Raw genomic sequence first — 22,487 nt, 5'->3', positions numbered from 1 at the left:
GCCGTCGTCCTGGCGAAAGCCAGGACCCATAACCACAGGGAGAAGTTTGGCGAAGATTCGTAGTCGTGCATCGGTCACGTGGCTTGCCCAAAATTAGCCGTCGGGGTAATGGGTCCTGGCTTTCGCCAGGACGACCCCGAACTCACATCCGCCGCCTTGCCGACGCCGCATCCACCACGTTGTCGACCTCTTCGCGCCAGCCGAGGATCTCCATCGCGAGCACGGGATGATTAAAACCCTTGAGCTGGAGATCGTCGAGCGGGCGGGCCTCGACCCAGGGTTCGACGATGCCGTAGACGCGGCGGGAGACCACGATCTGGTGGGCCTTGGCTTCGTCGCACAGGCGCGAGGCGAGGTTGGTGACGCTGCCGATCGCGGCATATTCCAGCCGCTGCTCGAAACCGATCTGGCCGAGCGTGGCATAGCCGAGCGCGATGCCGAGGCCGAAGCCGAGTGAGTGGCCGCGGTTCTTCCATTTCTCGGTCAGCGCGCCGATGGTGTCGCGCATCTCCACCGCCATCTTTACCGCGCGCTTGGTGTGGTCGGCGAACTGGATCGGCGCGTTGAACAGGATCATCACGCCGTCGCCGGCATAGCGGTCGAGCGTGCCCTCGTAGCGGAAGATCAATTCGCCGAGCGCCGCGTGATACTCGCGCAGCACGTTCATCGCTTCTTCCGGCTCGGTGGCCTCGGTGAAGGCGGTGAAGCCGCGCAGATCGCAGAACACGACGGTGACCTCGCGGCGGTGGCTGTCGAGCAGGGCATCATGGCCGTCGGAAGAGGCGATGAGCTGCGCGACCTGCGGGGCGAGGAAGCGTTCGAGCCGCTTGATCCGCTCGATCTCGCCGAGCTGTTTTTCGACGCGCTCCTCGAGCGACCGGTTCCAGTTACGGAGCTGCTCTGTCTGCTCCTGCAGCTTTGCGGCCTGCTGCTGCACCGTCTCATGCGCGGCGGCAAGCTCGCGGCCCTTGTGGTCGACCTCGGTGAACAGCCGCGCATTGCGCATCGCGAGCACCGCCTGGTGCGCGAAGGTGCGCATCAGTCCGGTGAGGCCGGCCGCAAACTCTCCGCTGGCGCGGCGCAGCATCACCAGCGAGCCCAGCGTGCCCTGCTGGTCGACCAGCGGCACCACGAGCACCGAGTGGAAGCCGGCATTGACCGCGACGTCGCGCAAGGGCTGCTCGGCGGCGTGGTCGAGATCGGCAAGCGCGATCGGCTCGCCGCTCTCGGCGGCGTCGCTCAGGATGTTGGCGCCTTCGTCGATGGTGACATGCGCGCCGTCGGCGGATTTGTCTATGCCGTTGGCCTCGACCAGGTTGAAGCGATGCTGGTCCGCGTCGTAGCCGTAGATCAGCACCGCATCGGCATGGGTGATCTCGAGCGCGCGGGCGGCGATGGTCGGCAGCACCGCGTCGAGATCGAGCGAGGAGGCCACCGCGCGGCCGACCTCCTCGAGCACCTTGAGCTCGTTGATCGACTGCGCGAGGTCGCGCGTGCGCTCTTCGACCTTGGTCTCCAGCCCCGAATAGGTTTCCTGGAGCTGGCCGGCCATGTTGTTGAACTGGTTGGCGAGCTGCTCCAGCTCGTCCGACGTCTTGACGTCGATGCGGTGGCTGAAATCGCCTTCGCCGAGGCGGTTGGCGCCATCGCGCAGCGCGTTGATCGGGATCACCATGCGCCGCGCCAGAAAGGCGCCGGCGAGCATCGCGACCATCAGGCCCATGCCGATCAGGAGTCCGACGCGCACGAGCTGGTCGCGGATCGGAGTCAGCGCTTGCGCGGTCGGCTGCTCGAAGATCACGGCCCAGCCGAGCTTTGGCACTTCGCTTGCCGCCGTCAGCACCGAATGGCCGTTGAAGTCGGTGCCCGACGAGATCGGCTCGCGATCGGGCGCGTTGACGGCGGCGACCTGCGGCAGTTTTGACAGATCCTTCCCGATGTCGGGCCCCTTCGACGAGGTCGCCAGCACCTTGCCGTGCGGGTCGACCACATAGGCAAAGGCGGATTTGCCGACCTGGGCGTCGGACAGGAAGTCGGAGAGGAAGTCGAGATCGATCTCGGCCATCGTCACGCCGGACTTGAAGCCGGAATGCGCCACCGAAATCGACATCAGAGGCTTCTCGTCGGAGAAGTAGGCGGGCGCATAGACCACGCCGTGGGCCACCGCATCGGTAAAGCGCATGTCGCGCGAGAGATCGTTGCTGCTGCCGCCCGAGATCGAGACGCGCGAGACGCGCTGCACCACGCGGCCCTCGCCGTCGAGCTGGGAGAGCTGGTTCACCGCGGAGACCTGGTTCAGGAGCGATGCATAGTCGGCGCGGCGCTTTTCGATCGTGTCCTGGGAGGCGCGCGTCACCCAGCTGATCTGGCGTTCCAGCTCGGAGATGGCCTGCTCGATCCGCTTGGCGGTGGCTTGTGCCTTCTCCTCCATGGCGTCGGTAAGGGTCGTCTTGGTCGCGCGATAGGAGATCCAGGTCTCCATCGCCCCGTTGACGGCGAGCACGAAGACGACGAGGCCGACGAGGGAGACGACATATTTGGCGAACAGGCCCTCGCGCAGAAACCGGGTCTTGTCTTTCGCTCCCGCCATCCGGATCCTCATGCGCCGCAGGTGAGGCCGGCGCCAAGGGCTGTTTCAGCCCACAATCGTTCTACCACAGTTTGGGCTCCTCAACCGGCTGCCGGCCGGCGTGGTTACCCATTGGCAAGGACCGCGGGGCGCGGGGTTTTGGCGCTGATTTCAGCGGTTGAACAGTTGCCGCAGCAGGTCGTTCATGGGCTGGCTGTCCTGCTGCGCCAAAGGTGGCTCGCCTTGGGCGGGTGCGGGTGCTTGGGTGGGTGCTTGGGCGGGTGGCGCGGGCGAGGCCTGCGGCTCGGGCGCGGTCGGGGTGGCTGGCATGCCGCGGCTGCGGCTCGTAGCGGTGCCGGGGCTCGCGCCGGGGGCGGTACCGCCCTGTCCCGAGAGCCCCTGCTGGATCAGATTGCCGATCGCCTCGCCAAGCGGTCCGCCGAGCAGATTGTTCTGCGCCGGCTGTTGCTGTTGTCCCTGCGGGTTGGTGCCGGGGGCGTTGCTGGTGGTGCCTGCGGGCGCGTTGCCGCCAAGCCCGAGGCTGCCCAGAATATTGCCGAGGCCCGCGCCGTCGGGGCCGAACAGGCCCTTGCCCATCTCGCGCAGCTTGGCATAGGCCGCATCGGGATTGTCGAGCATTCCAGCCATATCCGGATAGATTCGCGGCTGCGACCAGGAACCGTCGATCATCACGGGAATGCCGAAGCCGACGGGATTGAGCGTAGAGCCCTGGCCCTGGGTCGTCATCACGAGCTTTGGCTCGACGCGGAAGGCCATCAGCTTGGTGCCGAGGTCGATCGTGCCCACGCCGGTCACGCGCACCAGCGGGCCGATCAGATTGAGGTCGGTCGTCACCGCCTGCCCTTTGTCGATGCGGAAGGAGGCGGAGAGCTGGGTCAGGTCGGTGCTCAGTGCCTCACTGTCCTGCCAGCCGGACAGGGTGCCGGAGGTCAGCGAGCGGATTATCTGCGCGACGTTGATGCCGCGGATGGCGCCGTCCTGGAAGTTCGCGAACACCGTGCCCTGCATGTTCGCCATCAGGGCGCGCTGGCTGACGCCGGCCGAGCGTACCGCAATTTTGGCCTGCAGCTTGCCGTCGAGCCGGTCGAAATCGGCAAGCCCCTTCAGGAGCGGCAGCGCGCGCACGCCGACGAGGTCGGAATGCATGGCGAAGCTCGGCGCGCCGCTGGTCGCATCCAGGATCACTTCGCCGGAGATCTGGCCGCCATAGGCGCCGAGATTGGCCGTGCCGGCCTTCAGCACACCGCCGGCCAGCTTGACGTCGAGCGCCAGCGGCGAAAAACGCGCCTCGCCGACGGTCGCTTCGCTGGCCGAGATCCGCACCTGCGCATCGACATAATTGAGGCCGGAGACGTTGATCGGCTTGTCGCTCCAGGGCTGCGACGGCGCGCCGCTCGCCGGCTTCGCCAGCGGAATATCGAGTTGCTGGAAGGCGAGGTCGAGCTTCACCAGCGGCTTGCTCGCGATGTCGACCGAAGCCCAGCCGTTGAAGGCGCCGTTACCAAGTGCGCCGGAGAGGCTGTTGATCATCACCAGCGGTCCGTTGAGCCGCACCTCGGCGCGACCGGCGAGCTGCGAGCGGAGCAGATCGGGCATGTCGATCGCAAAGTCGAGCGGAATCGGTTGCCGGTCGAGCGGCGGAGCAGGCGGGGCCGCCTTGATGTCGAATTTGAGCGGATAGTCGCCGGCGCGTGCCGTGCCCTTGAAGTTCACCTTGCGGTCGGCACCGATGGTGGCGTCGGCATTGATGGCACTGAGGCGGTTCTCGATCCGGTCGCGCACGGCGGCGAACGCCACTTCGCCATCGGTGATCCGGATGCGATCGATCGTCGCGCCGCCGGCGTCCAGCGGCATTGCCGGCTTCGATGCGCTCGCATTCGGCAGGCGCTCGCGCAGCAGCGGCTGGTAGAGCACGGGATGGGTGATCACGATTTCGCTGATCTTCGGCCGGCCCGACCAGGCGCTCGACAGCGACATGTCGGCCTGCACGCTCTCGACCGTCAGGCGGGTGATGCCGCTGCGGTCTTTCGGATCCTGCAGCGTGAGATCGTTCAGCGTCACGTTCAGCGTCGGCCACAGGCTGATCTTGGTGGTGCCCGCGATCGTCAGGCGATAGCCGGTGGCGCTCTCGACCTTGGAGGCGATCGCCGAGTTCAGGAAGCCCGAGGGGATCCCGACCATCAGGACGAGCGCGATGACGATGATGACCGCGGCGATCGTAGCGCCGGCGAATTTCACAGCTCTCATGTCGACTTTCCAAAAGCGGACTGCGGCGTCGAACCCGGCAAGGTGCCACATCCGCCCGTTGCCCATCAGCTTATCCCGGGAGGGGAAATCGCACCAAGCCGCCAAAAATAATCAAGGGGTGCTGCAAAGTTATGTGACTTATGACACACTTCATCCCGCGGGTTTTCCGCGATTCTGATCGCGATGGTTCCAAGGGTATTGCCGACGGCAGTGCCAAGGACAGCGCAAAGGGAATTGCAATGAGCAAACAGGCCGAATTTGCGGTCATTCTGAAGATGAACCCGATGTTCGCGGATCTCGGCGCGGACGAGTTGCAGCGGCTGTCCACTCTCTGTCATACCCAGCACCTGGCGAATGGCGAGGTGCTGTTCCAGAAGGGCGACCCCGGCAACGCGCTGTTCGGCGTCCGCCGCGGCCAGATCCGGATCGAGACCGGCGCCTCCGACGGCAGCCGGCTGACGCTGAATTTCATGGGGCCGGGCGACCTGTTCGGCGAGGTCGCGGTGCTCGACGGCCAGAATCGCACGGCGGATGCGACCGCGGGCGAGGCCAGTGAATTGTTCGTGCTGCGGCGCGAGGACTTCCTCGCCTTCCTCGAGCGCGAGCCCAAGGTCGCGATCAAGATCATCATGCTCTTGTGTCAGCGTATCCGCTGGCAGAGCGAGCGCATGGAGGAATCCATGCTGCAACCCCTGCCGGTGCGGCTCGCCCGCAGGCTTTGCGCGCTCGCGGCCGATTACGGCTCCGAGGTGCACATCTCGCAGGAGCAGCTCGGCGTGTTCGTCGGCGCCGCGCGTGAAAGCGTCAACCGCCAGCTTCAGTCCTGGCGCAAGGAAGCGATCTTGGACCTCCAGCGCGGGCGGATCTTGCTGAAGAACATGACCAAGCTGACGTCGATCGCACGGAACGAGTAGGAGCAATCGCTCCTACTCCGCTGCAGGATGCACGATGCCCTTGGGCATCTGAGGCGCCTCTGCCGGTCCGGCCGGCGTCGCGGCATGGGGCGCGTCGTGATCGGCATCCGCGCTGGGCACGATCAGCCGCTTGCCGAAGCGCCAGATCAGCGCGCCCAGATCGTCCATCACCATGAACATCGCGGGCACGAAGACCAGCGACAGGACGGTCGAGAACAGGAGGCCGCCGATCACCGCAAGCGCCATCGGCGAGCGGAACTCGCCGCCGGCGCCGACCGCGAGTGCGCTCGGCATCATGCCGGCCGCCATGGCAATCGTCGTCATCACGATCGGGCGCGCGCGCTTCATGCCGGCGTCGATCATCGCCTCGTCACGCGGCTTGCCGGCATGGATCGCCTCGATGGCGAACTCCACCAGCATGATCGCGTTCTTGGTGACGATGCCCATCAGCATCAAGATGCCGATCCACACCGGTGTGGTGAGCTGCTTGCCGGTGACGAGCAGCGCGGCGATGGCGCCGCCGATCGACAGCGGCAGCGAGAACAGGATGGTGATCGGCTGCAGGAAGGTGCCGAACAGCAGCACCAGCACGGCGTAGACCATCATCAGGCCCGCGGTGATCGCGGTGGCAAAGCCTTCGGACAGTTCGTTGAGGCTCTCGGCATCGCCTGAGGGGGAGACCTTCACGCCCTTCGGCAGGCTCTTCATGACCGGCAGTTCGTAGATCTTCTTGGTGGCATCGCCGAGCGCCGCGGAGCCGACGAGGTCGGCGGCGACGGTGGCTTGCCGCTCGCGGTCGTAGCGGCTGATGCTGGTCGGGCCCTGGTCGAGCTTGACGTCGGCGATGACCGAGAGCGGCACGCCGCCCTTCTCGCCGTGCTCGCCGAGCGGCACGCGCAACTGCTCGATCGTCTTCAGATTACCGCGCGCGGCATCTTCGAGCTGGACGCGGATCGGCACCAGGCGGTCGCCGACGTCGAACTTGGCGAGCGCCGGACCGACGTCGCCGATGGTCGCGACGCGGATGGTCTGCGACAGACCCTCGGTCGAGACGCCGAGCCGCGCGGCGAGATCGGCGCGCGGCTGGATGCGCAGCTCCGGCCGCTCCAGCGCGGTTTCCGAGATCACGTTGGAGATGGTCGGAATCCGCTTCATCTGCGTCGCGAGCTCGCTGGCGACGTTGTTGACGATGTTGGCGTCGACACCGGTCACGACCAGCGAGATCGCGCGCAGGCCGTTCTCGTCGAGGAACCAGAAACGGATGTCGGGGACGTTCTCCAGTTCCTGGCTGATCGAGAATTCGAGTTCGCGCTGGGTGATCTTGCGATCGTGTTTCGGCGTGTAGTTGATGATCAGGGCGGCGCGGCGCACTTCCTGCGTCCCGGGCGGGACACGGCCGCCATCGACGAAGATGCTCTTCACCTCGGGGCGCTTGCGCAGTTGCGCGACGATGTCTTCGGTGACCTTTTCGGTGTAGGCGAGCTGGGTGCCGGGCGGCAGCTCGATCGCGAGCAGCGAGCGCGCGCTGTCCTGCGCCGGCAGGAAGCCCTGCGGCAACAGCGTGATGCTCCAGATCGAGGCGGCGAAGATACCCAGCCCGATCAGCACGGTGATGAAATAGTGTTTGACCGACCACGCCACGATACCGTGATAGGTCCGCAGCACGCGGCCCGGCGGCGGTTCCTCATGGGTACTGTGTTTGAGGAAATAGGCCGCCAGCACCGGCGTGACGAAGCGCGCCGCGAGCAGCGAGAAGAACACCTGCACCGACACGGTGATGCCGAACTGCTTGAAGAACTGTCCGGCAATGCCGGACATGAAGCTCGCAGGCGCGAAGATCGCGATGATGGTCAGCGAGATCGCGATGACCGCAAGGCCGATCTCGTCGGCAGCCTCGAGCGCGGCACGGTAGGGCGATTTGCCCATATTCATGTGCCGCACGATGTTCTCGATCTCGACGATGGCGTCGTCGACCAGAATACCTGTCGAGAGCGTGATGGCGAGGAAGCTGACCAGGTTGAGCGAGAAGCCGAGCAGGTCCATCGCCCAGAATGCCGGGAAGATCGATAGCGGCAGCGAGATCGCGGCGATGATGGTGGCGCGCAAATCGCGCAGGAACAGCAGCACGATGATGACGGCGAGGATGGCACCCTCGAACAAAGTCGAGATCGCCGCCTCGTAATTGCCCTTGGTGTATTCGACCGAAGTGTCGATCAGCTTCAGATCGACGTCGGGATAGGCCGCCTTCAGCGCGTCGATGCGCTTCTGCACGGCGGCGGCGACCACCACGTCGCTGGCGCCCTTGGAGCGCTTGATGCCGAGCGCGACCACCGGCTCGCCGTTGAAGCGGGCGAAGGTGCGGCGGTCGGCGATGGTGTCGGTGACGGTGCCGAGATCGTCGAGCCGCACCTCGCCGCCGCCGAACAGCGGGATCATGGTGCCGGCGAGGTCGCTCAGCGTCTTGGCGCCGGCCAGCGTCCGGATCGCCTGGTCGTTCTTGCCGATTTCGGCGCGGCCGCCGGCGACGTCGACATTGGTGCCGCGCAGGCTCTGGCTGACATTAACGGCCGTCAGCCCCATCGCCTGCAGGCGGTCCGGATCGAGCGAGACCAGAATCTCGCGCTCGACACCGCCGATGCGCTCGACCTGGGCGACGCCGCGCACGCCCTGCAGCGCGCGCTTGACCACGTCGTCGACGAAATAGGAGAGCTGCTCCGGCGTCTTGCCGGGCGAGATCGCGGCATAGGTGACGATCGGCAGGCCGATGACGTCGACGCGCTGGATCAGCGGCTCGGTGACGTTCTGCGGCAGGTTGGAGCGCACGCGCGTGACGGCGTCCTTGACGTCGTTGAGCGCGCGGTCGGTGTTGGTCTCGAGCGCGAACTGGATCGTGGTCAGCGACAGGCCGTCTGTTATCGACGAGGTGATGTGCCGGACGCCCTCGACGCCGGAGACCGCGTCTTCGATGGTCTTGGTGACCTGGGATTCAAGCTCGGCAGGTGCGGCACCGAATTGCGAGACCGCAACCGAGATCACGGGGATGTCGGCCGACGGCAGCCGCGTCACCGCGAGCTTGGTGAAGGAGACCCAGCCGAGGATCAGCAGGATGATCGAAAAGACGACGGAGGGCAGGGGATTGCGGATCGACCATGCCGAGATATTGAGAGCCATCAGCGTACCCGCGATCGATCGATTTCATCGGCGAAGACAGTCTTGATCTGGTCGCCATCGTGCAGCGAAGAGCCGGCATCGGCCACGACGATTTCGCCGACGTCGAGCCCTTCCAGGATTTCCGTTGAGCTGTCGGACGTCAGCCCGACCCGCACCCGGCGCGTCTCGACCGTGTTTCCTTTGACCACCTGGATGGTGAGATGGTCAATGGCGGTCTTGGGAACCGCAACTCCGCAGCTCCGCTTGGCGTCGATCGAGGCGCGGGCGAACATGCCGACCTTCAGCGAAGGATTGTTGGTGACCGTGATCCGCACACGGCCGAGCTGCGTCGAGCGGTCGATCTCGGGCGACACCAGCCGTACCCGCCCGATCAGATCGGGCGCGTCGTCGCGGCTGATGCGGACGGTCGCGCCGGTGTTGAGCTTGGACATGTGAACTGCCGGCACCTGCGCATCGAGCTCGATCTCGTTGTTGACGGCGATGCGGAACATCGGGCCGGCCTGCGGCGAGGCGGGCGCGCCGACGATAGTCCTGACTTCGGTGATGAGGCCTGCGGCCGATGCCTTCAGCGAGATCGGACCTTGCGCGCCCGGCCGCGCCGGTTGTCCCGGCATCTGCGGCGGCGGGCTCAAGCGCGCCAGTTCCTGATTCTCGGTGACGACCGTGCCTTCGGTGACGAAGAGATCGGTGACCCGTGAGCCTTCCTGGTCGGCCATGACCACGGCCTCGCGGCGCGGCACGAAGAAGCCGGTCACCCGCACCAGATCGGAGAAACACGCATTGGTCGATTTCGTCACGACCACGAGCGCCTCGCCCGGCGTTTCCTTCGCCTCCGGGCGATGGCGGTTCTCGAACCAGTAATAGCCGACGCCGAGCACGACGACGAACAGCACGGTTCCCGCAGGCTTGAGATATTCGGTGATGTTCATCGCCGGATCATCCTGGCCTGGTTCGCCGATGCCGGGACAAAGCCTGCGGACATCGTCAAAAGAGATTCCCTGAAACGAAGCTGCGTCCCGCAAGGGGGCGGGACGCATCGTGGACTTCTGAACTTACACAACATCACGACCGGTCACTTAAGCAATTGTGTCGCGGTCACTTCGATGCGGTGGTCTTGTTTTCCATGTTGACGACCTGCACCCGCCGGTTGGCCTCGGCCATCGGCTGGCTCGGGTCCTTCAGCTTGCTCTTGCCGTAGCCGACGGTGACGAGGTCGGTGGCGGGGATGCTGTACTTGTCGATCAGGTAGCGCTTGATCGAATCCGCGCGGCGCTCCGACAGGTCCTGGTTGTAGCTCTCGCCGCCCGCGGCGTCGGTGTGGCCGGCGACGACGAAGGTCGAGCCCTTGAGGTCGGGGTTGGTGAGCGCTCGGCCGAGCGCCTGCACCGACGGCAGCGACTTGGCGCTGATATTGGCCGAGTTGTAGTCGAAGGTGATCTCCAGATCGATGTTCGGCTTGTCCTTGGCGGCGGTCGCGATTTCCTCGCGCTCGACGGCCGAGAGCGAGCGCGTGGAACGGCCACGCACGGTCTGGAGCAGCTTGGTTTCCGCCGCACTCGGGGCCGGATCGGTCTGCGGGCCGATCGACAGGCCGCGGGTCAGAGGCTTCTTCGCCGGCGGGGCCAGCGCCCTTACGATCTCGTCTTCGCTGACGTTCTTGGCCTTGTCGTCACCCGCGAAGGCACCCGACAGCGGCAGCATCAGCGCCGCGCCGATCGTCATGACCGAGAGGACCGCGGTAAAGCCCTTTGCGGATAGAGTCATTGCCAGTCCCTCCTGCGCTGCCCGCGCGGTTCCAAAATTCCTGCAACAGGCCCCGGAAGGGCCAGGCGCGGCATCCTTCGTTTGGTCTCCGCTGACCCGCTAAGGGTTCGAGCCGCGGCGGCCTCATTTCGAAAAAATATCAACGTACTCCGTAACTTGCGAATTCCTGGACGATGTTGGGGTCCATCGCCTTGGCGTTCGCGATATCCAGTGCGCCTTCGGAGGCCGAGCCGTTACGCTGCTTGGCGACGCCCCGCCCGTAGAGCGAGGAGGTCAGGCGTGGATTGATCTTCAAGGCAGCGTCGAAATCGGCGATGGCGTTCTTCACCGCCCCGGATTTCAGGTTCACGAGGCCCCGGCTGTCCAGCGCATCGACGAAGTTCGGGCGCAGCCGCAGCGCTTCGTTGCAGTCCTTCAGCGCGCCCTGGAGATCGCCGATCACGGTCCGGGTCCAGCACCGGTTGTTCAGGGCCTCGACGTCCTTCGGATTGATCCGCAGCGTGTCGTCAAAATCCTTGATGGCGAGATTGTAGGCGCCCTTGCTGGCATAGACCTGGCCGCGCCGGTACAGCGCGTTCACATCGTCCGGGTTGGACGCGATCTTGGCCGTCAGGCTCTTGATGGTGGGGTCGTCAGCCAGCGCGGCGTTGTCCGGTGGCGGCACGTTCGGGCTGACGCCGGTATCGGCCGGCTTCACCGGCGGGGGCGGCGGCGGAAGGGCGGCCTCGATCTGCGGCCTCGGCGTGGGTGACGGCGCCGGCGCAGGCGCGGGCGCAGCAGGCGAAGGTGAAGGCGCAACGCTGACTTCCGGCGGCTTCGGCAGCGGGGGCGGTGCCGGCGGAGCGGGAGGTGGCGCAGGCGGGTTGTTGGCGACGACCGTCGGCGGCGACGGCGCAGCGGGCGGCGGGGCCGGCGGCGCCGGGGTCGTTGGCGGCGGCGTCACATTGGTCGCGGTGGGGCGCGACGAGCTGGCGCCCGGAATGAACGAAAAGTCCTCCGCCAGCGAGGAGGACAGCCACGGCACCTGCTCGTTACGTGAGGCGCGGGTCACGCCCATCTTGGTGCGGTTGAGCGTTTCCTCGGCCATCAGGTCGGGGACGCGGATTTCCTTCAGCAGTTCCTGCACGAACAGGCTGTGGCTGCCCCCGGTATCCGAGATCACCGACGCCAGCGCTGCCGAATACATTACCAGCGTGCCGTTCGGCGCGATGACGGGTGCCAGCCCCGCCGAGTAGCTGCGGAAGCGCCGCTCGAACGGGTTGCGCCTTGAGGCATCGATCAGCGCGATCTTGACGCCGGCGCCGCGCGTATTGATCTCGCCCAGTACGGTCTCGAGGCTGAAACCGTCGCGGCGCACGTCGGACTCGGTCCAGATCTGCGCATCGACGGGGATCATGTAGCTCTGGCGCGCCGACTGGATGCCGAAGCCGCTGAAAAACACCAGCGCGACGGAGCCCGGCTTGATCTTGCCATACAACTTGTCGAAGGCGCGGCGCATGCCGTCGCCGGTCAGGTTCTCGCCGATCTCGACGGTAAAACCATCGCGCTTGAGCTCGTCGGCGACGTCGCGCGCGTCGTTGAGTGGTTCCTTCAGCGGCGCTTCGGCGTCCGGGTACTTGGCATTGCCGATGACCAACGCAAAGCGGTCGGCGGCGGCAACGGATGGCGCGGTCGGGACGACCGAGAGCATCAAGGGTAAAAGCAGAAGGAAGCGAATTTTCATACCGGTCCAGCCAAAAAGGCGCCGATCCAGCTTGCGCCGCGGCGACCTTAACTTACGCAATTTGCATTATCAAACCGGGGGTGGGGCGCGTCAACCGCTTGGAGAACAGGCATTATCGCGACAATTGACCGCGATGAGGGGGCTTTGCATGAGGGGAATAATCCGGTCGTCACAACTTTACTCGGTCAAGGTCTGGTCCGTCGCCATGAGTTCATAGGGCAGCCCTTGCGACCAAAATGTGATCGGTCTCACATTGTCTTCGCAAATCGATCGATCGCAGCAGCGTTTGACCTTTGCGATCGGCGATGGCTTGGTTCGGCGGATCGATCCTGAGGGCCGCCCTGAGAAGAAAAAGGTCAACAATGGGAAACGTCTACGAAGTCTACGCGCTCCGCTATGCAACAATGTCGCCGCGCACGCCCAACATGAACTTCCTGTCCCCGGATCCGCACGAGACGACGGCGCAGGACCTGGATTACTTCGTCTGGCTGATTCGGGGTGGCGGCCGCGATTTCCTGGTCGATACCGGCTTCAACGCCGAAGAGGCGAGCGCGCGAGCGCGAAAGCTGACGCTCAACCCGGTCGATGCGCTGGAACGCTTCGGCGTCGCCGCGTCAGCCGTTCGCGACATCATCGTGACACATCTGCATTACGATCACGCCGGCAATCTCGATCGCTTTCCGAACGCGCGCTTCCATCTCCAGGAGCGCGAGATGGCTTACGCGACCGGACGCTGCATGTGCAACGGACTGCTGCGACATCCGTTCTCGGTCGAGCACGTCACGCTGATGGTGCGCCATGTCTATGGCGAGCGCGTCAGCTTCTATTCCGGCGACGGCGAGATCGCGCCCGGCGTGACCGTGCATCGCGTCGGCGGCCATTCCGACGGCTTGCAGGTGGTGCGGGTCGAGACCGCCCGCGGGCCGGTCGTGCTGGCGTCGGATGCCGCGCATTACTACGCGAACCTGCAGCGCAGGAGCCCGTTCCCGATCGTCTACAATGTCGGCGACATGGCGGTGGGCTGGGAGACAATCGAGCGTCTCGCCGGCCATCCCGACCGCTTCATCCCCGGCCACGATCCGCTCGTCACCGAGATCTATCCGCGTGCGAGCGACAAGACGGATGCCTGGGCGCTGCATCTGCCGCCGACGCGGTCGGTTGCGGAGTGGGGGCGCAGCCGTCATTCCGGGGCACCGCGACAGCGGTGAACCCGGAATCCAGAAGTTGTGGCGCGAGATTCCGGGTTCGATGCTCCGCATCGCCCCGGAATGACGAACGGCCTCAATACGCCTGCTTCGCGTCTGCTTCTTCGCTGGTCTGAATCAAATCCAGACTCTGCTCGATCTTGCCGAGCAGCGCCGAAAACTGCTTGCGCTCCTGCGCGGTGAGGCAGGCGAGGATCTCGTCTTCCCGCCGCAGCAATTGCGGAAAGAGTTCTTCGTAGAGCGTGCGGCCCTTCCTGGTCAGTTGCAGGCGGAATTCGCGACGGTCGGCTTCGTTCTCGACCCGCTCGATCAAGGCCTCGTGCAGCAGCTGCGTCACGGCGCGGCTGATCGTCGATTTGTGCGTGCGGGTGCATTGCGAGATGAACTGCGCGCTGCAGGCATCGTTGCGAAAGCCGAGCGTGGCAAGCACGCGCCAGGCCGGAATGTCGAGCCCGTGACGCTCCTGATATTCGGTCGAGAGCGCGGAACTCACTTCCGCTGCCAGCCGGTTCAAGCGGAACGGCACGAATTTGAACAGATCGAGCCGCGCCTTTGTTTTCGGCGCAGTATCGTGCTGCCCGTCAGCGCGCGCCCTCAGCGCGGTGTCGCCTGATGTCCTCGCCAAGAAAAATAACTCCGAATCCAGTTGACGCGCGGTGGCAGCCGGGCCAAGATAGTTGCACGTGAGACTATCTAGCAGATCAGGTCTCTCCTGACCAGAGCCGAGGTTAGCGCATGGCGCAGGCAAAAACCCAGTTCGGCTACCGCCGTCACCCCGATCAGGACCGCCCCGGCGCCAATCCCGCCGAGCATGCGGTGGTGGTGGTGGGGGCGGGCCCGGTCGGATTGTCGCTCGCGATCGACCTCGCCCAGCGCGGCCAGCGCGTCGTGCTGCTCGACGACGCCGACCGCATCGGCGAAGGCTCGCGCGCGATCTGCTTCTCCAAACGGTCGCTCGAATATTGGGATCGTCTCGGCGTCGGCGACCGCATGGTCGAGAAGGGCGTGGTGTGGAGCGTCGGCCGCATCTTTCACGGCGAGTCCCAGCTCTACCAGTTCAACCTGTTGCCCGAGGACGGCCACAAACGGCCGGCCTTCATCAACCTCCAGCAATATTACGCCGAAGCTTATCTGGTCGACCGCATCAACGATTTGCCCGGGATCGATCTGCGATGGCGCAACAGGGTGAGCGCGTTGGAGCGCCGCAACGACTCAGTCGTGCTGACGATCGAGACGCCGGAGGGCGCCTATCGGTTGAACGCGCACTACGTCATCGCCTGCGATGGCGCGCGCTCCTCGCTGCGGCAGATGGTTGGCGCGGAATTCGCGGGCCAAGTGTTCGAGGACCAGTTCTTGATCGCCGACGTCAAGATGACGGCGGAGTTTCCGACCGAGCGCTGGTTCTGGTTCGATCCGCCGTTCCATGCCGGGCGTTCGGCGCTGCTGCACAAGCAGCCCGACGACGTCTGGCGCATCGACCTGCAGCTCAATCGCTACGCCGATCCCGCCGTCGAAAAGCAGCCGGAGAACGTGCGGCCGCGGATCGCGCGCATGCTCGGGCACGACAAGTTCGAGTTCGAGTGGATCTCGCTGTACAAATTCCAGTGCCGGCGGATGGACCGCTTCATCCACGGCCGCGTGGTGTTCGCCGGAGATTCCGCGCATCAGGTGTCGCCGTTCGGCGCGCGCGGCGCCAACTCCGGTCTGGAGGATGCGGAGAATCTGTCCTGGAAGCTTGATCGCGTCTTGCGTGGCCGCTCGCCCGCGAGCCTGCTCGAGAGCTATCACATCGAGCGCAGTGCGGCGGCCGACGAGAACATCCGCGAATCCACCCGCTCGACCGATTTCATGGCGCCGAACTCGCATCAGGAGGCGCGGCTGCGCAAGGCGGTGCTCTCGCTTGCCAAGGAAACCGAGTTCGGCAAGCGCATGGTCAATGGCGGCCGTCTCTCGGTGCCCTGCAGCTACGACACGCCGCTGTCCTCGCCGGACGCCGACGCATGGGCCGGCGGCCCGCGGCCCGGCTGTTCCATGCTCGATGCGCCGGTCTCGCCGCGCGGGGGCGAGACGGCCTATCTCACCGATACGTTCCGCCAGGGCGGAACGTATTTTACCCTGCTCGGGTTTGGCAATGGCGCGGCGATCGACGTGCCTGATGGCGTCAAGGAGATCCGCATCGGTGGTGCGAATGGGCTGGGCGACACGGCGGGCCTGATCGCGAAGCGCTACGACGCCGCGCCCGGCACCGCCTATCTGCTGCGGCCCGACGGCTACGTCGCGGCGCGCTTCCGGCATCCGACGCGCGCGGCGATCGCGGCGGCGCTGTCGCGGGCCCAAGGTCTGAACTGAAGGTTTTTGCGCATGGCTCTTTCCACCAGCTCGAATTTCGCGCTGCCCGACGACGCCTTTCGTGCCGTTGTCGAAGCGCATCGCGACCTCACGGACGAGCAGAGCGCCGATTTCGACGCAGCGCTGGTTTTGATCCTCGCCAACCATATCGGCGACATCGACGTGCTGCGCGAGGCGATCGCGCTCGCCAGGCGGCGCATGATCGACGGCCAGCAGCAACAACAGCAACAACAATAGCAAGATCCAAAGGAACAACTGATGGCGAAGAACTTCGCATCCACCGGCGACCTCTCGGAAAAGAAGGTCACCTTCTCCGAGATCGGCACCGATCTCTACGCCTTCACCGCCGAGGGCGATCCGAACACGGCCGTGATCGTAGGCGACGACGGCTGCCTCGTGTTCGACGCCCAGGCGACGCCCGCGATGGCCAACAAGGTGATCGAGCGCGTCAAGACCGTCACCGACAAGCCGATCAAGTATGTCGTGCTGTCGCACTATCACGCCGTGCGCGTGCTCGGTGCCTCCGCCTATCACGCGCAGGGCATCGTCGCCTCGCAGGAGACCTATCGTCTGATCGAGGAGCGCGGCAAGCAGGATTGGGATTCCGAGTATGGCCGCTTCCCGCGCCTGTTCCAGGACGCCCAGAGCATTCCAGGCCTGACCTGGCCGACACTGACCTTCGACGGCGAGATGTCGATCTATCTCGGCAAGCGCGAAGTGCGGCTGATGCAGTTGGGCGCAGGCCACACCTCCGGCGATATCGTCGCCTGGGTGCCGGATGCGCAGGTGATGTTCTCTGGCGACCTCATCGAATATCACTCGGCCTGCTATTGCGGCGACGCGCATTTGCGCGAATGGCCGCTGACGCTCAATGAGATCCGCAACTTCAATCCCAAGGCGATCGCGCCGGGCCGCGGCGATGCGCTGAATGGTCTCGCGACCTGCCGCGAGGCGATCGCCATGACGCGCGATTTCGTCACCTCACTCTATGGCGCGGCCGAAATGTCCGTCGCCAAGGGCCGTACCTTGAAGGAATCCATGGCCGCGACGCGCGAAGTGATGGACTCAAAGTTTTCGAGCTTTGCCATTTACGAGCACTGCCTGCCGTTCAACGTGTCGCGTGCCTTTGACGAGGCGTCCGGGATCGACGACCCCGTGATCTGGACCGACAAGCGCGACCAGGAAATGTGGGCCGCCCTGCAAGGAGGAGGATAGTCATGAACATCAACACCTCGCCTGATCAGATCGTTCGCAGCACAGCCCAGGTGACACCGGGCTACATGTCCGGCTTCGGCAACAGTTTTGAGACGGAGGCGCTGCCGGGCGCGCTGCCGATCGGACGCAACTCGCCGCAGCGCTGCGCCTATGGGCTCTATGCCGAGCAGCTCTCGGGTTCGCCGTTCACTGCGCCGCGCGGCACCAATGAACGCTCCTGGCTCTACCGCATCCGTCCCTCGGTAAAACATTCGGGACGCTTCGAGAAGGTCGATGCCGGCCTGTGGCGCTCGGCGCCCTGCCATGAGAACGACCTGCCGATCGCGCAACTGCGCTGGGACCCAACGCCGATCCCGACGGAGCCGGTCACCTTCCTCCAGGGCGTGCAGACCATGACGACGGCCGGCGACGTCAACACCCAGACCGGCATGGCCGCGCATGTCTATCTCATCACCAAATCGATGGAGAACCAGCACTTCTACAATGCAGACGGCGAGCTGATGTTCGTGCTGCAGCAGGGCAATCTGCGCCTCGTCACCGAGTTCGGCCGCATCGACGCTGAGCCCGGCGAGATCGTGGTGATCCCGCGCGGCGTCAAGTTCCGTGTCGAACTTTCAAACGGCCCCGCGCGCGGCTATCTCTGCGAAAACTATGGCGGCGCCTTCACGCTGCCGGAGCGCGGGCCGATCGGCGCCAACTGCCTTGCCAATGCGCGCGACTTCCTGACGCCGGTCGCCTGCTACGAGGACAAGGACACGCCGACCGAGCTGTTCGTGAAATGGGGCGGCGCGCTGTTCAAGACGACGTTGCCACATTCGCCGATCGACGTGGTGGCCTGGCACGGCAATTACGCGCCCTACAAATACGATCTGCGCACCTTCTCGCCGGTCGGTGCGATCTCCTTCGATCATCCCGATCCCTCGATCTTCACCGTGCTGACCTCGCCGTCGGAGACGGCCGGCACCGCGAATATCGACTTCGTCATCTTCCCCGAGCGCTGGATGGTCGCCGACAACACCTTCCGGCCGCCCTGGTATCACATGAACATCATGAGCGAGTTCATGGGCCTGATCTACGGCGTCTACGACGCCAAGCCGCAAGGCTTTGTCCCCGGCGGCATGAGCCTGCACAATTGCATGCTGCCGCACGGCCCCGACCGCGACGCCTTCGACCATGCCAGCAACGGCGAGCTGAAACCGGTCAAGCTCACCGGCACCATGGCCTTCATGTTCGAGACCCGCTACCCGCAGCGCGTCACTGCGCATGCCGCGAACTCCGCGACCTTGCAGGATGACTATGCGGATTGCTGGAAGGGCCTGGAGAAGCGCTTCGATCCGACCAAGCCGTGATCTTACCCTCCCTGGAGGGGGAGGGTCGATCGCGCGTAGCGCGAGCGGGGTGGGGTGATCTCTCAACTCGGGCAGTGTTCGATGCGGAAAGACCGTCACCCCACCCCGTTTCGCATTCCGCTTCGCTTCATGCGAACCGACCCTCCCCCTCCAGGGGAGGGTGAAAAGGTCAGCATCATCTGAGTCCACAGCGGGAAACCAATGCCCCACCCCAACGACCCCAGCCACCGCTCCTTCATCGACGTCTCCCCCACCTCCGACTTCCCGATCCAGAACCTGCCTTACGGCGTGTTCTCGACCAGGGACGGCCTCGCCCCCCGCGTCGGTGTCGCGATCGGCAATTACGTGCTCGATCTCTGGGAGCTCGAGCAGGACTCGCGACTCGACGTCGGACCGCTCGGCGTTTTCTCGTCAAAATGTCTCAACCCGTTCATGGCGCTCGGGCCAAAGGTCTGGGCGAAGACGCGGGCGCGGATCAGCGAGCTCCTGCGCTCGGACAATCCGGAGCTGCGCGACAACAGGGAATTGCGCGAGCGCGCACTGGTGCCGATGGCCGACGTGACGCTGCACCTGCCGGTCAGCGTGTCCGGCTACACCGATTTCTATTCGTCCAAGGAACACGCCACCAATGTCGGTGTGATGTTCCGCGGCAAGGATAATGCGCTGCAGCCGAACTGGCTTTTTATGCCGATCGGCTATAACGGCCGCGCCTCCACAGTCGTCGTATCAGGCACCAAGGTGAAGCGTCCGCGCGGGCAGCTGAAGCCGCCGACGGTTGACGTGCCGAGCTTTGCGCCTTGCAAGCGGCTCGATTTCGAATTGGAGATGGGCGTCGTGGTTGGCCAAGCCTCCGCCATGGGCGGCATGCTGACCGAGCAACAGGCCGAGGAGATGATCTTTGGCTTCGTGCTGCTCAACGACTGGAGCGCGCGCGACATCCAGCAATGGGAATATGTGCCGCTCGGGCCGTTCCTCGCAAAGGCGTTTGCGACCTCGATCAGCCCGTGGATCATCACCCGCGAAGCGCTGGAGCCGTTCCGCCTGCAGGGGCCGGAGCAGGAGCCGGCGCCGCTTGCCTATCTCAAGCAGGGCAAGCCGCAGAACTATAACGTCGAGCTCGACGTCGCCCTGCGCGCCGCCGGCGCCAACGCGCCCGCCAGCATCAGCCGTACCAATTTCAAATACATGTACTGGTCCTCGGTGCAGCAATTGATGCACCACGCCTCCAGCGGTTGCGCGATGAATGTCGGCGATCTCCTCGGCTCAGGCACCATCTCCGGTCCGGAGAAGGATCAGCGCGGCAGCCTCCTGGAGATCAGCTGGAACGGCACCGAGCCGGTCGAATTGCCCGGCGGTGTAAAACGCTCCTTCCTCGAAGACGGCGACAGCCTGGTCATGCGCGGCTGGTGCCAGGGCAACGGCTATCGCGTCGGGTTCGGTGAGGTCGAGGGGACGATTCTGCCGGCGGAGTGAGTGAATTTGTAGGGTGGGCAAAGGCGCGCTCTTTGCGCGCCGTGCCCACCACGTTTGCTGCATTTGCGGAAAGATGGTGGGCACGCTTCGCTTTGCCCACCCTACGAATTCACCGCGCCTCGGGCGGTACGTCGCGTACGCGCGCGCAATGCGCCGCGACGTCCTCCAGGCTGTACTTCAAATGCACCCGCTTGTCGGATGGCACGTGCTTCGTCACGCACACGCCCGCCCGCCACTCCTTCGCCGGCCGGATCGGGCGCGGCGCAAAGCCGCCGCCGCAGTTCGGGCAGACGTTGGACAGTTTTGTCTCGACGCAATCAGCACAGAACGTGCATTCATAGGAGCAGATCCGCGCATTCGTTGCATCAGGCGGCAGGTCGCAATCGCAATATTCGCAGTTCGGCCGGAGTTGCAGCGCCATCTCGAAAACACCCTCATCTGGGATGCATATCATCGCAGATCGTGCCTTTGGCGCGAATGGCAAAATTCCCTCGATTTCAGCCAGGCCGCAACTCCCTGAGCGGCAGCCGCGTGCTCTCCTTCAGCCGGTCGAGCACGATCGAGGAGCGCACATGCGCCACGCTCTGGTGGGGCATCAGCACGTCGTTGACGAGGTTCGAGAGGCCCTTGAGATCGCGCAGCACCGCCTTCAGCACATAATCGGCATCGCCGGTCAGCGAATAGGCCTCCTGGATCTCGTCGATGCGGCCGACGAGGGTGCGAAAGCGCTTTGAATTGTCGGGCGAGTGCGTGGCGAGCGTCACCTGGATGAAGGCGATCACGCCAAAACCGAGTGCCTCGCTGGAGAGGTCGGCGTGATAGCCTGAGATCACCTTCTCTTCCTCGAGCCGCATCCGGCGCCGCGAGCATTGGGAGGCCGACAGCCCTGCGAGATCGGCGAGTTCCTGGTTGGTGAGGCGGCCGTCGTCCTGGAGCGCGCTGATGATCTTGAGATCGAAGGCGTCAAGCTGAAGCATGCGTCGTTTGCCCGTTTTCATGCACGGATCGTGCATATCTTAGCTCAGGCACGGCCCGTTTGCACGCTCATTGCGCGCCCAATGAAGGATAGTTCATAGCAACGACAATTCAGGAGTCTTGCCGATGGGACCGTTTCCGCACGATGCGTCGCCTGCCACTGTCAGCGCCGACAACCCTATGGGCACCGACGGTTTCGAGTTCGTCGAATATGCCCACCCCAATCCGGAAGAGCTGCACGCGCTGTTCAAGCTGATGGGCTTTGCGCCGGTCGCGCGGCACAAGACCAAGAAGATCACGGTCTATCGCCAGGGCGACATCAACTATCTCGTCAACGAGCAGCCCGGCACCCACGGTTTCGACTTCGTCGCCCAGCATGGCCCCTGCGCGCCGTCGATGGCGTTCCGCGTGGTCGATGCGAAGCGCGCCTATGAGCGCGCGGTCGCGCTCGGCGCTGAGCCTGCGGATGTCTCACCCGCGCAGAAGACGCTCGACGTGCCGGCGATCAAGGGCATCGGCGGCAGCCTGCTTTATCTCGTCGATCGCTACGGCGCGAAAGGCTCGGCCTATGATTCCGAGTTCGAGTGGACGGGTGCGCGCGATCCGCGGCCCCATGGTGCGGGCCTGTTCTATCTCGACCATCTCACCCACAACGTCCATCGCGGCCGCATGGATGTCTGGGCCGGCTTCTACGAGAAACTGTTCAACTTCCGCCAGATCCGCTTCTTCGATATCGAGGGCCGCGCGTCCGGCCTGTTCTCGCGCGCGCTGACCAGCCCCGATGGCAAGATCCGCATTCCCATCAACGAGGATGCCGGCGAGTCCGGCCAGATCGAGGAATATCTGAAAATCTATCGCGGCGAGGGCATCCAGCACATCGCCTGCGGCTGCCGCGACCTTCATCGCACCATCGAGGGCCTGCGCGAAGCCGGCCTGCCCTTCATGCCGTCGCCGCCCGACACCTACTTCGAGAAGGTCGATGCGCGGCTGCCCGGGCACGGCGAGGATGTTGCGCGTCTCAGGAAGAACGGCATTTTGATCGACGGCGAAGGCGTGGTCGACGGCGGCCAGACCAAGGTGCTGCTGCAGCTCTTCTCGGCCAATGCGATCGGCCCGATCTTCTTCGAGTTCATCCAGCGCAAGGGCGACGACGGCTTTGGCGAGGGCAACTTCAAGGCCCTGTTCGAATCGATCGAAGAAGACCAGATCCGCCGTGGCGTGCTGAAGGTGGACAACGCGGCGTAGGGGCGCTGCTGTTGAGTACACCGGCGCGTCACGACAGGTGTCGTCCCGGATCGGCGCGCGCTTGTCTGGGACGACGTGGGAGCCGTAGGGCGGGCAAAGCGAAGCGTGCCCACCACTTCTGCTGCAAGCGTAACGGTAAGGATGGTGGGCACGGCGCTCGCGCCTTTGCCCACCCTACGCGATTCAGGCCTAGCAGGCTGCTGAAGAAGTCTCGATTTTGTGTGATTTAGGTCTTTTTGCAGGGGCGCGTCGAGATCGGATGTCGGA

At 64.8% G+C, this 22,487-nt stretch carries 17 protein-coding genes; 8 read left to right on the top strand and 9 right to left on the bottom strand.

The window, feature by feature from the left end:
- Nucleotides 1–142: 142 nt before the first annotated feature.
- Both JQ632_RS31910 and JQ632_RS31905 read right to left on the bottom strand, forming a co-directional pair.
- Entirely contained in the window at nt 143–2,590 is a 2,448-nt protein-coding gene (locus JQ632_RS31910) for an adenylate/guanylate cyclase domain-containing protein (RefSeq protein WP_212406623.1), read from the bottom strand.
- A 150-nt stretch (nt 2,591–2,740) separates the two neighbouring features.
- Nucleotides 2,741–4,837: an AsmA family protein gene (locus JQ632_RS31905; RefSeq protein ID WP_212406622.1), complete on the bottom strand. Its 2,097-nt coding sequence runs from the start codon at nt 4,835–4,837 to the stop codon at nt 2,741–2,743.
- A 239-nt stretch (nt 4,838–5,076) separates the two neighbouring features.
- Here JQ632_RS31905 and JQ632_RS31900 point away from each other — a divergent pair, with 239 nt between their 5' ends.
- Entirely contained in the window at nt 5,077–5,751 is a 675-nt protein-coding gene (locus JQ632_RS31900; protein ID WP_212406621.1) for a Crp/Fnr family transcriptional regulator, read from the top strand.
- Between the two features lie 12 nt (nt 5,752–5,763).
- On the opposite strand, the gene JQ632_RS31895 is transcribed toward JQ632_RS31900, so the two are convergent.
- From JQ632_RS31895 to JQ632_RS31880, 4 genes are all read right to left on the bottom strand, one after another.
- A complete protein-coding gene (locus tag JQ632_RS31895) occupies nt 5,764–8,922 on the bottom strand; it encodes an efflux RND transporter permease subunit (protein ID WP_212406620.1) in 3,159 nt (1,052 codons plus the stop codon).
- Complete coding sequence (locus JQ632_RS31890) at nt 8,922–9,851, bottom strand: efflux RND transporter periplasmic adaptor subunit (protein ID WP_212406619.1); 930 nt, start codon at nt 9,849–9,851, stop codon at nt 8,922–8,924. The genes JQ632_RS31895 and JQ632_RS31890 overlap by 1 nt, the downstream gene beginning before the upstream one ends.
- A 166-nt stretch (nt 9,852–10,017) precedes the next feature.
- A complete protein-coding gene (locus tag JQ632_RS31885) occupies nt 10,018–10,686 on the bottom strand; it encodes an OmpA family protein (RefSeq protein WP_212406618.1) in 669 nt (222 codons plus the stop codon).
- 139 nt (nt 10,687–10,825) lie between these two features.
- Nucleotides 10,826–12,409 carry a caspase family protein gene (locus JQ632_RS31880; protein WP_212406617.1) on the bottom strand — a complete coding sequence of 528 codons (1,584 nt, stop codon included), beginning with the start codon at nt 12,407–12,409 and terminating at the stop codon, nt 10,826–10,828.
- A 362-nt stretch (nt 12,410–12,771) separates the two neighbouring features.
- On the opposite strand from JQ632_RS31880, the gene JQ632_RS31875 reads away from it, so the two are divergent.
- Nucleotides 12,772–13,617, top strand: a complete 846-nt coding sequence (locus JQ632_RS31875; protein WP_212406616.1) for an N-acyl homoserine lactonase family protein — start codon at nt 12,772–12,774, stop codon at nt 13,615–13,617.
- 73 nt (nt 13,618–13,690) lie between these two features.
- On the opposite strand, the gene JQ632_RS31870 is transcribed toward JQ632_RS31875, so the two are convergent.
- Nucleotides 13,691–14,239 (bottom strand): MarR family winged helix-turn-helix transcriptional regulator, encoded by a 549-nt coding sequence (locus JQ632_RS31870; RefSeq protein WP_212406615.1) that lies wholly within the window; start codon nt 14,237–14,239, stop codon nt 13,691–13,693.
- A 110-nt stretch (nt 14,240–14,349) separates the two neighbouring features.
- Between JQ632_RS31870 and JQ632_RS31865 the strand changes: the two genes are divergently transcribed.
- The 5 genes from JQ632_RS31865 to fahA all read left to right on the top strand — a co-directional run bounded on the left by JQ632_RS31865 (nt 14,350) and on the right by fahA (nt 20,000).
- Nucleotides 14,350–15,963 (top strand): FAD-dependent oxidoreductase, encoded by a 1,614-nt coding sequence (locus JQ632_RS31865; RefSeq protein WP_212406614.1) that lies wholly within the window; start codon nt 14,350–14,352, stop codon nt 15,961–15,963.
- A 12-nt stretch (nt 15,964–15,975) separates the two neighbouring features.
- Complete coding sequence (locus JQ632_RS31860; RefSeq protein ID WP_212406613.1) at nt 15,976–16,200, top strand: DUF2783 domain-containing protein; 225 nt, start codon at nt 15,976–15,978, stop codon at nt 16,198–16,200.
- 21 nt (nt 16,201–16,221) lie between these two features.
- Nucleotides 16,222–17,178 carry an MBL fold metallo-hydrolase gene (locus JQ632_RS31855; protein WP_212406612.1) on the top strand — a complete coding sequence of 319 codons (957 nt, stop codon included), beginning with the start codon at nt 16,222–16,224 and terminating at the stop codon, nt 17,176–17,178.
- A gap of 2 nt (nt 17,179–17,180) precedes the next feature.
- Nucleotides 17,181–18,527: a homogentisate 1,2-dioxygenase gene (gene hmgA, locus JQ632_RS31850; protein WP_212406611.1), complete on the top strand. Its 1,347-nt coding sequence runs from the start codon at nt 17,181–17,183 to the stop codon at nt 18,525–18,527.
- A gap of 201 nt (nt 18,528–18,728) precedes the next feature.
- Nucleotides 18,729–20,000 (top strand): fumarylacetoacetase, encoded by a 1,272-nt coding sequence (fahA, locus tag JQ632_RS31845; RefSeq protein ID WP_212406610.1) that lies wholly within the window; start codon nt 18,729–18,731, stop codon nt 19,998–20,000.
- 109 nt (nt 20,001–20,109) lie between these two features.
- Here the strand turns inward: fahA and JQ632_RS31840 are convergent, their stop codons facing one another.
- The gene (locus JQ632_RS31840) at nt 20,110–20,421 is read right to left on the bottom strand and encodes a DUF1272 domain-containing protein (RefSeq protein WP_212406609.1); all 312 of its coding nucleotides are present in this window, start codon (nt 20,419–20,421) and stop codon (nt 20,110–20,112) included.
- A 76-nt stretch (nt 20,422–20,497) separates the two neighbouring features.
- The gene (locus tag JQ632_RS31835) at nt 20,498–20,977 is read right to left on the bottom strand and encodes an Lrp/AsnC family transcriptional regulator (protein WP_212406608.1); all 480 of its coding nucleotides are present in this window, start codon (nt 20,975–20,977) and stop codon (nt 20,498–20,500) included.
- A gap of 124 nt (nt 20,978–21,101) precedes the next feature.
- Here JQ632_RS31835 and hppD point away from each other — a divergent pair, with 124 nt between their 5' ends.
- Nucleotides 21,102–22,220: a 4-hydroxyphenylpyruvate dioxygenase gene (gene hppD / locus JQ632_RS31830; protein ID WP_212406607.1), complete on the top strand. Its 1,119-nt coding sequence runs from the start codon at nt 21,102–21,104 to the stop codon at nt 22,218–22,220.
- Nucleotides 22,221–22,487 lie beyond the last annotated feature (267 nt).

Source organism: Bradyrhizobium liaoningense, assembly GCF_018130955.1.
Lineage (GTDB): Bacteria > Pseudomonadota > Alphaproteobacteria > Rhizobiales > Xanthobacteraceae > Bradyrhizobium > Bradyrhizobium liaoningense_C.
This window is presented reverse-complemented; position numbering and strand designations above follow the sequence as displayed.

Bases quoted from the DNA above. Each gene is read 5' to 3' on its own strand.
- JQ632_RS31855 (WP_212406612.1), top strand. From the start codon at position 16,222: ATGGCGAAGAACTTCGCATCCACCGGCGACCTCTCGGAAAAGAAGGTC.
- JQ632_RS31860 (WP_212406613.1), top strand. From the start codon at position 15,976: ATGGCTCTTTCCACCAGCTCGAATTTCGCGCTGCCCGACGACGCCTTT.
- JQ632_RS31905 (WP_212406622.1), bottom strand. From the start codon at position 4,837: ATGAGAGCTGTGAAATTCGCCGGCGCTACGATCGCCGCGGTCATCATC.
- JQ632_RS31890 (WP_212406619.1), bottom strand. From the start codon at position 9,851: ATGAACATCACCGAATATCTCAAGCCTGCGGGAACCGTGCTGTTCGTC.
- JQ632_RS31895 (WP_212406620.1), bottom strand. From the start codon at position 8,922: ATGGCTCTCAATATCTCGGCATGGTCGATCCGCAATCCCCTGCCCTCC.
- fahA (WP_212406610.1), top strand. From the start codon at position 18,729: ATGCCCCACCCCAACGACCCCAGCCACCGCTCCTTCATCGACGTCTCC.
- JQ632_RS31865 (WP_212406614.1), top strand. From the start codon at position 14,350: ATGGCGCAGGCAAAAACCCAGTTCGGCTACCGCCGTCACCCCGATCAG.
- JQ632_RS31900 (WP_212406621.1), top strand. From the start codon at position 5,077: ATGAGCAAACAGGCCGAATTTGCGGTCATTCTGAAGATGAACCCGATG.
- hmgA (WP_212406611.1), top strand. From the start codon at position 17,181: ATGAACATCAACACCTCGCCTGATCAGATCGTTCGCAGCACAGCCCAG.
- JQ632_RS31840 (WP_212406609.1), bottom strand. From the start codon at position 20,421: ATGGCGCTGCAACTCCGGCCGAACTGCGAATATTGCGATTGCGACCTG.
- JQ632_RS31885 (WP_212406618.1), bottom strand. From the start codon at position 10,686: ATGACTCTATCCGCAAAGGGCTTTACCGCGGTCCTCTCGGTCATGACG.
- JQ632_RS31875 (WP_212406616.1), top strand. From the start codon at position 12,772: ATGGGAAACGTCTACGAAGTCTACGCGCTCCGCTATGCAACAATGTCG.
- JQ632_RS31880 (WP_212406617.1), bottom strand. From the start codon at position 12,409: ATGAAAATTCGCTTCCTTCTGCTTTTACCCTTGATGCTCTCGGTCGTC.
- JQ632_RS31910 (WP_212406623.1), bottom strand. From the start codon at position 2,590: ATGGCGGGAGCGAAAGACAAGACCCGGTTTCTGCGCGAGGGCCTGTTC.
- hppD (WP_212406607.1), top strand. From the start codon at position 21,102: ATGGGACCGTTTCCGCACGATGCGTCGCCTGCCACTGTCAGCGCCGAC.
- JQ632_RS31835 (WP_212406608.1), bottom strand. From the start codon at position 20,977: ATGCTTCAGCTTGACGCCTTCGATCTCAAGATCATCAGCGCGCTCCAG.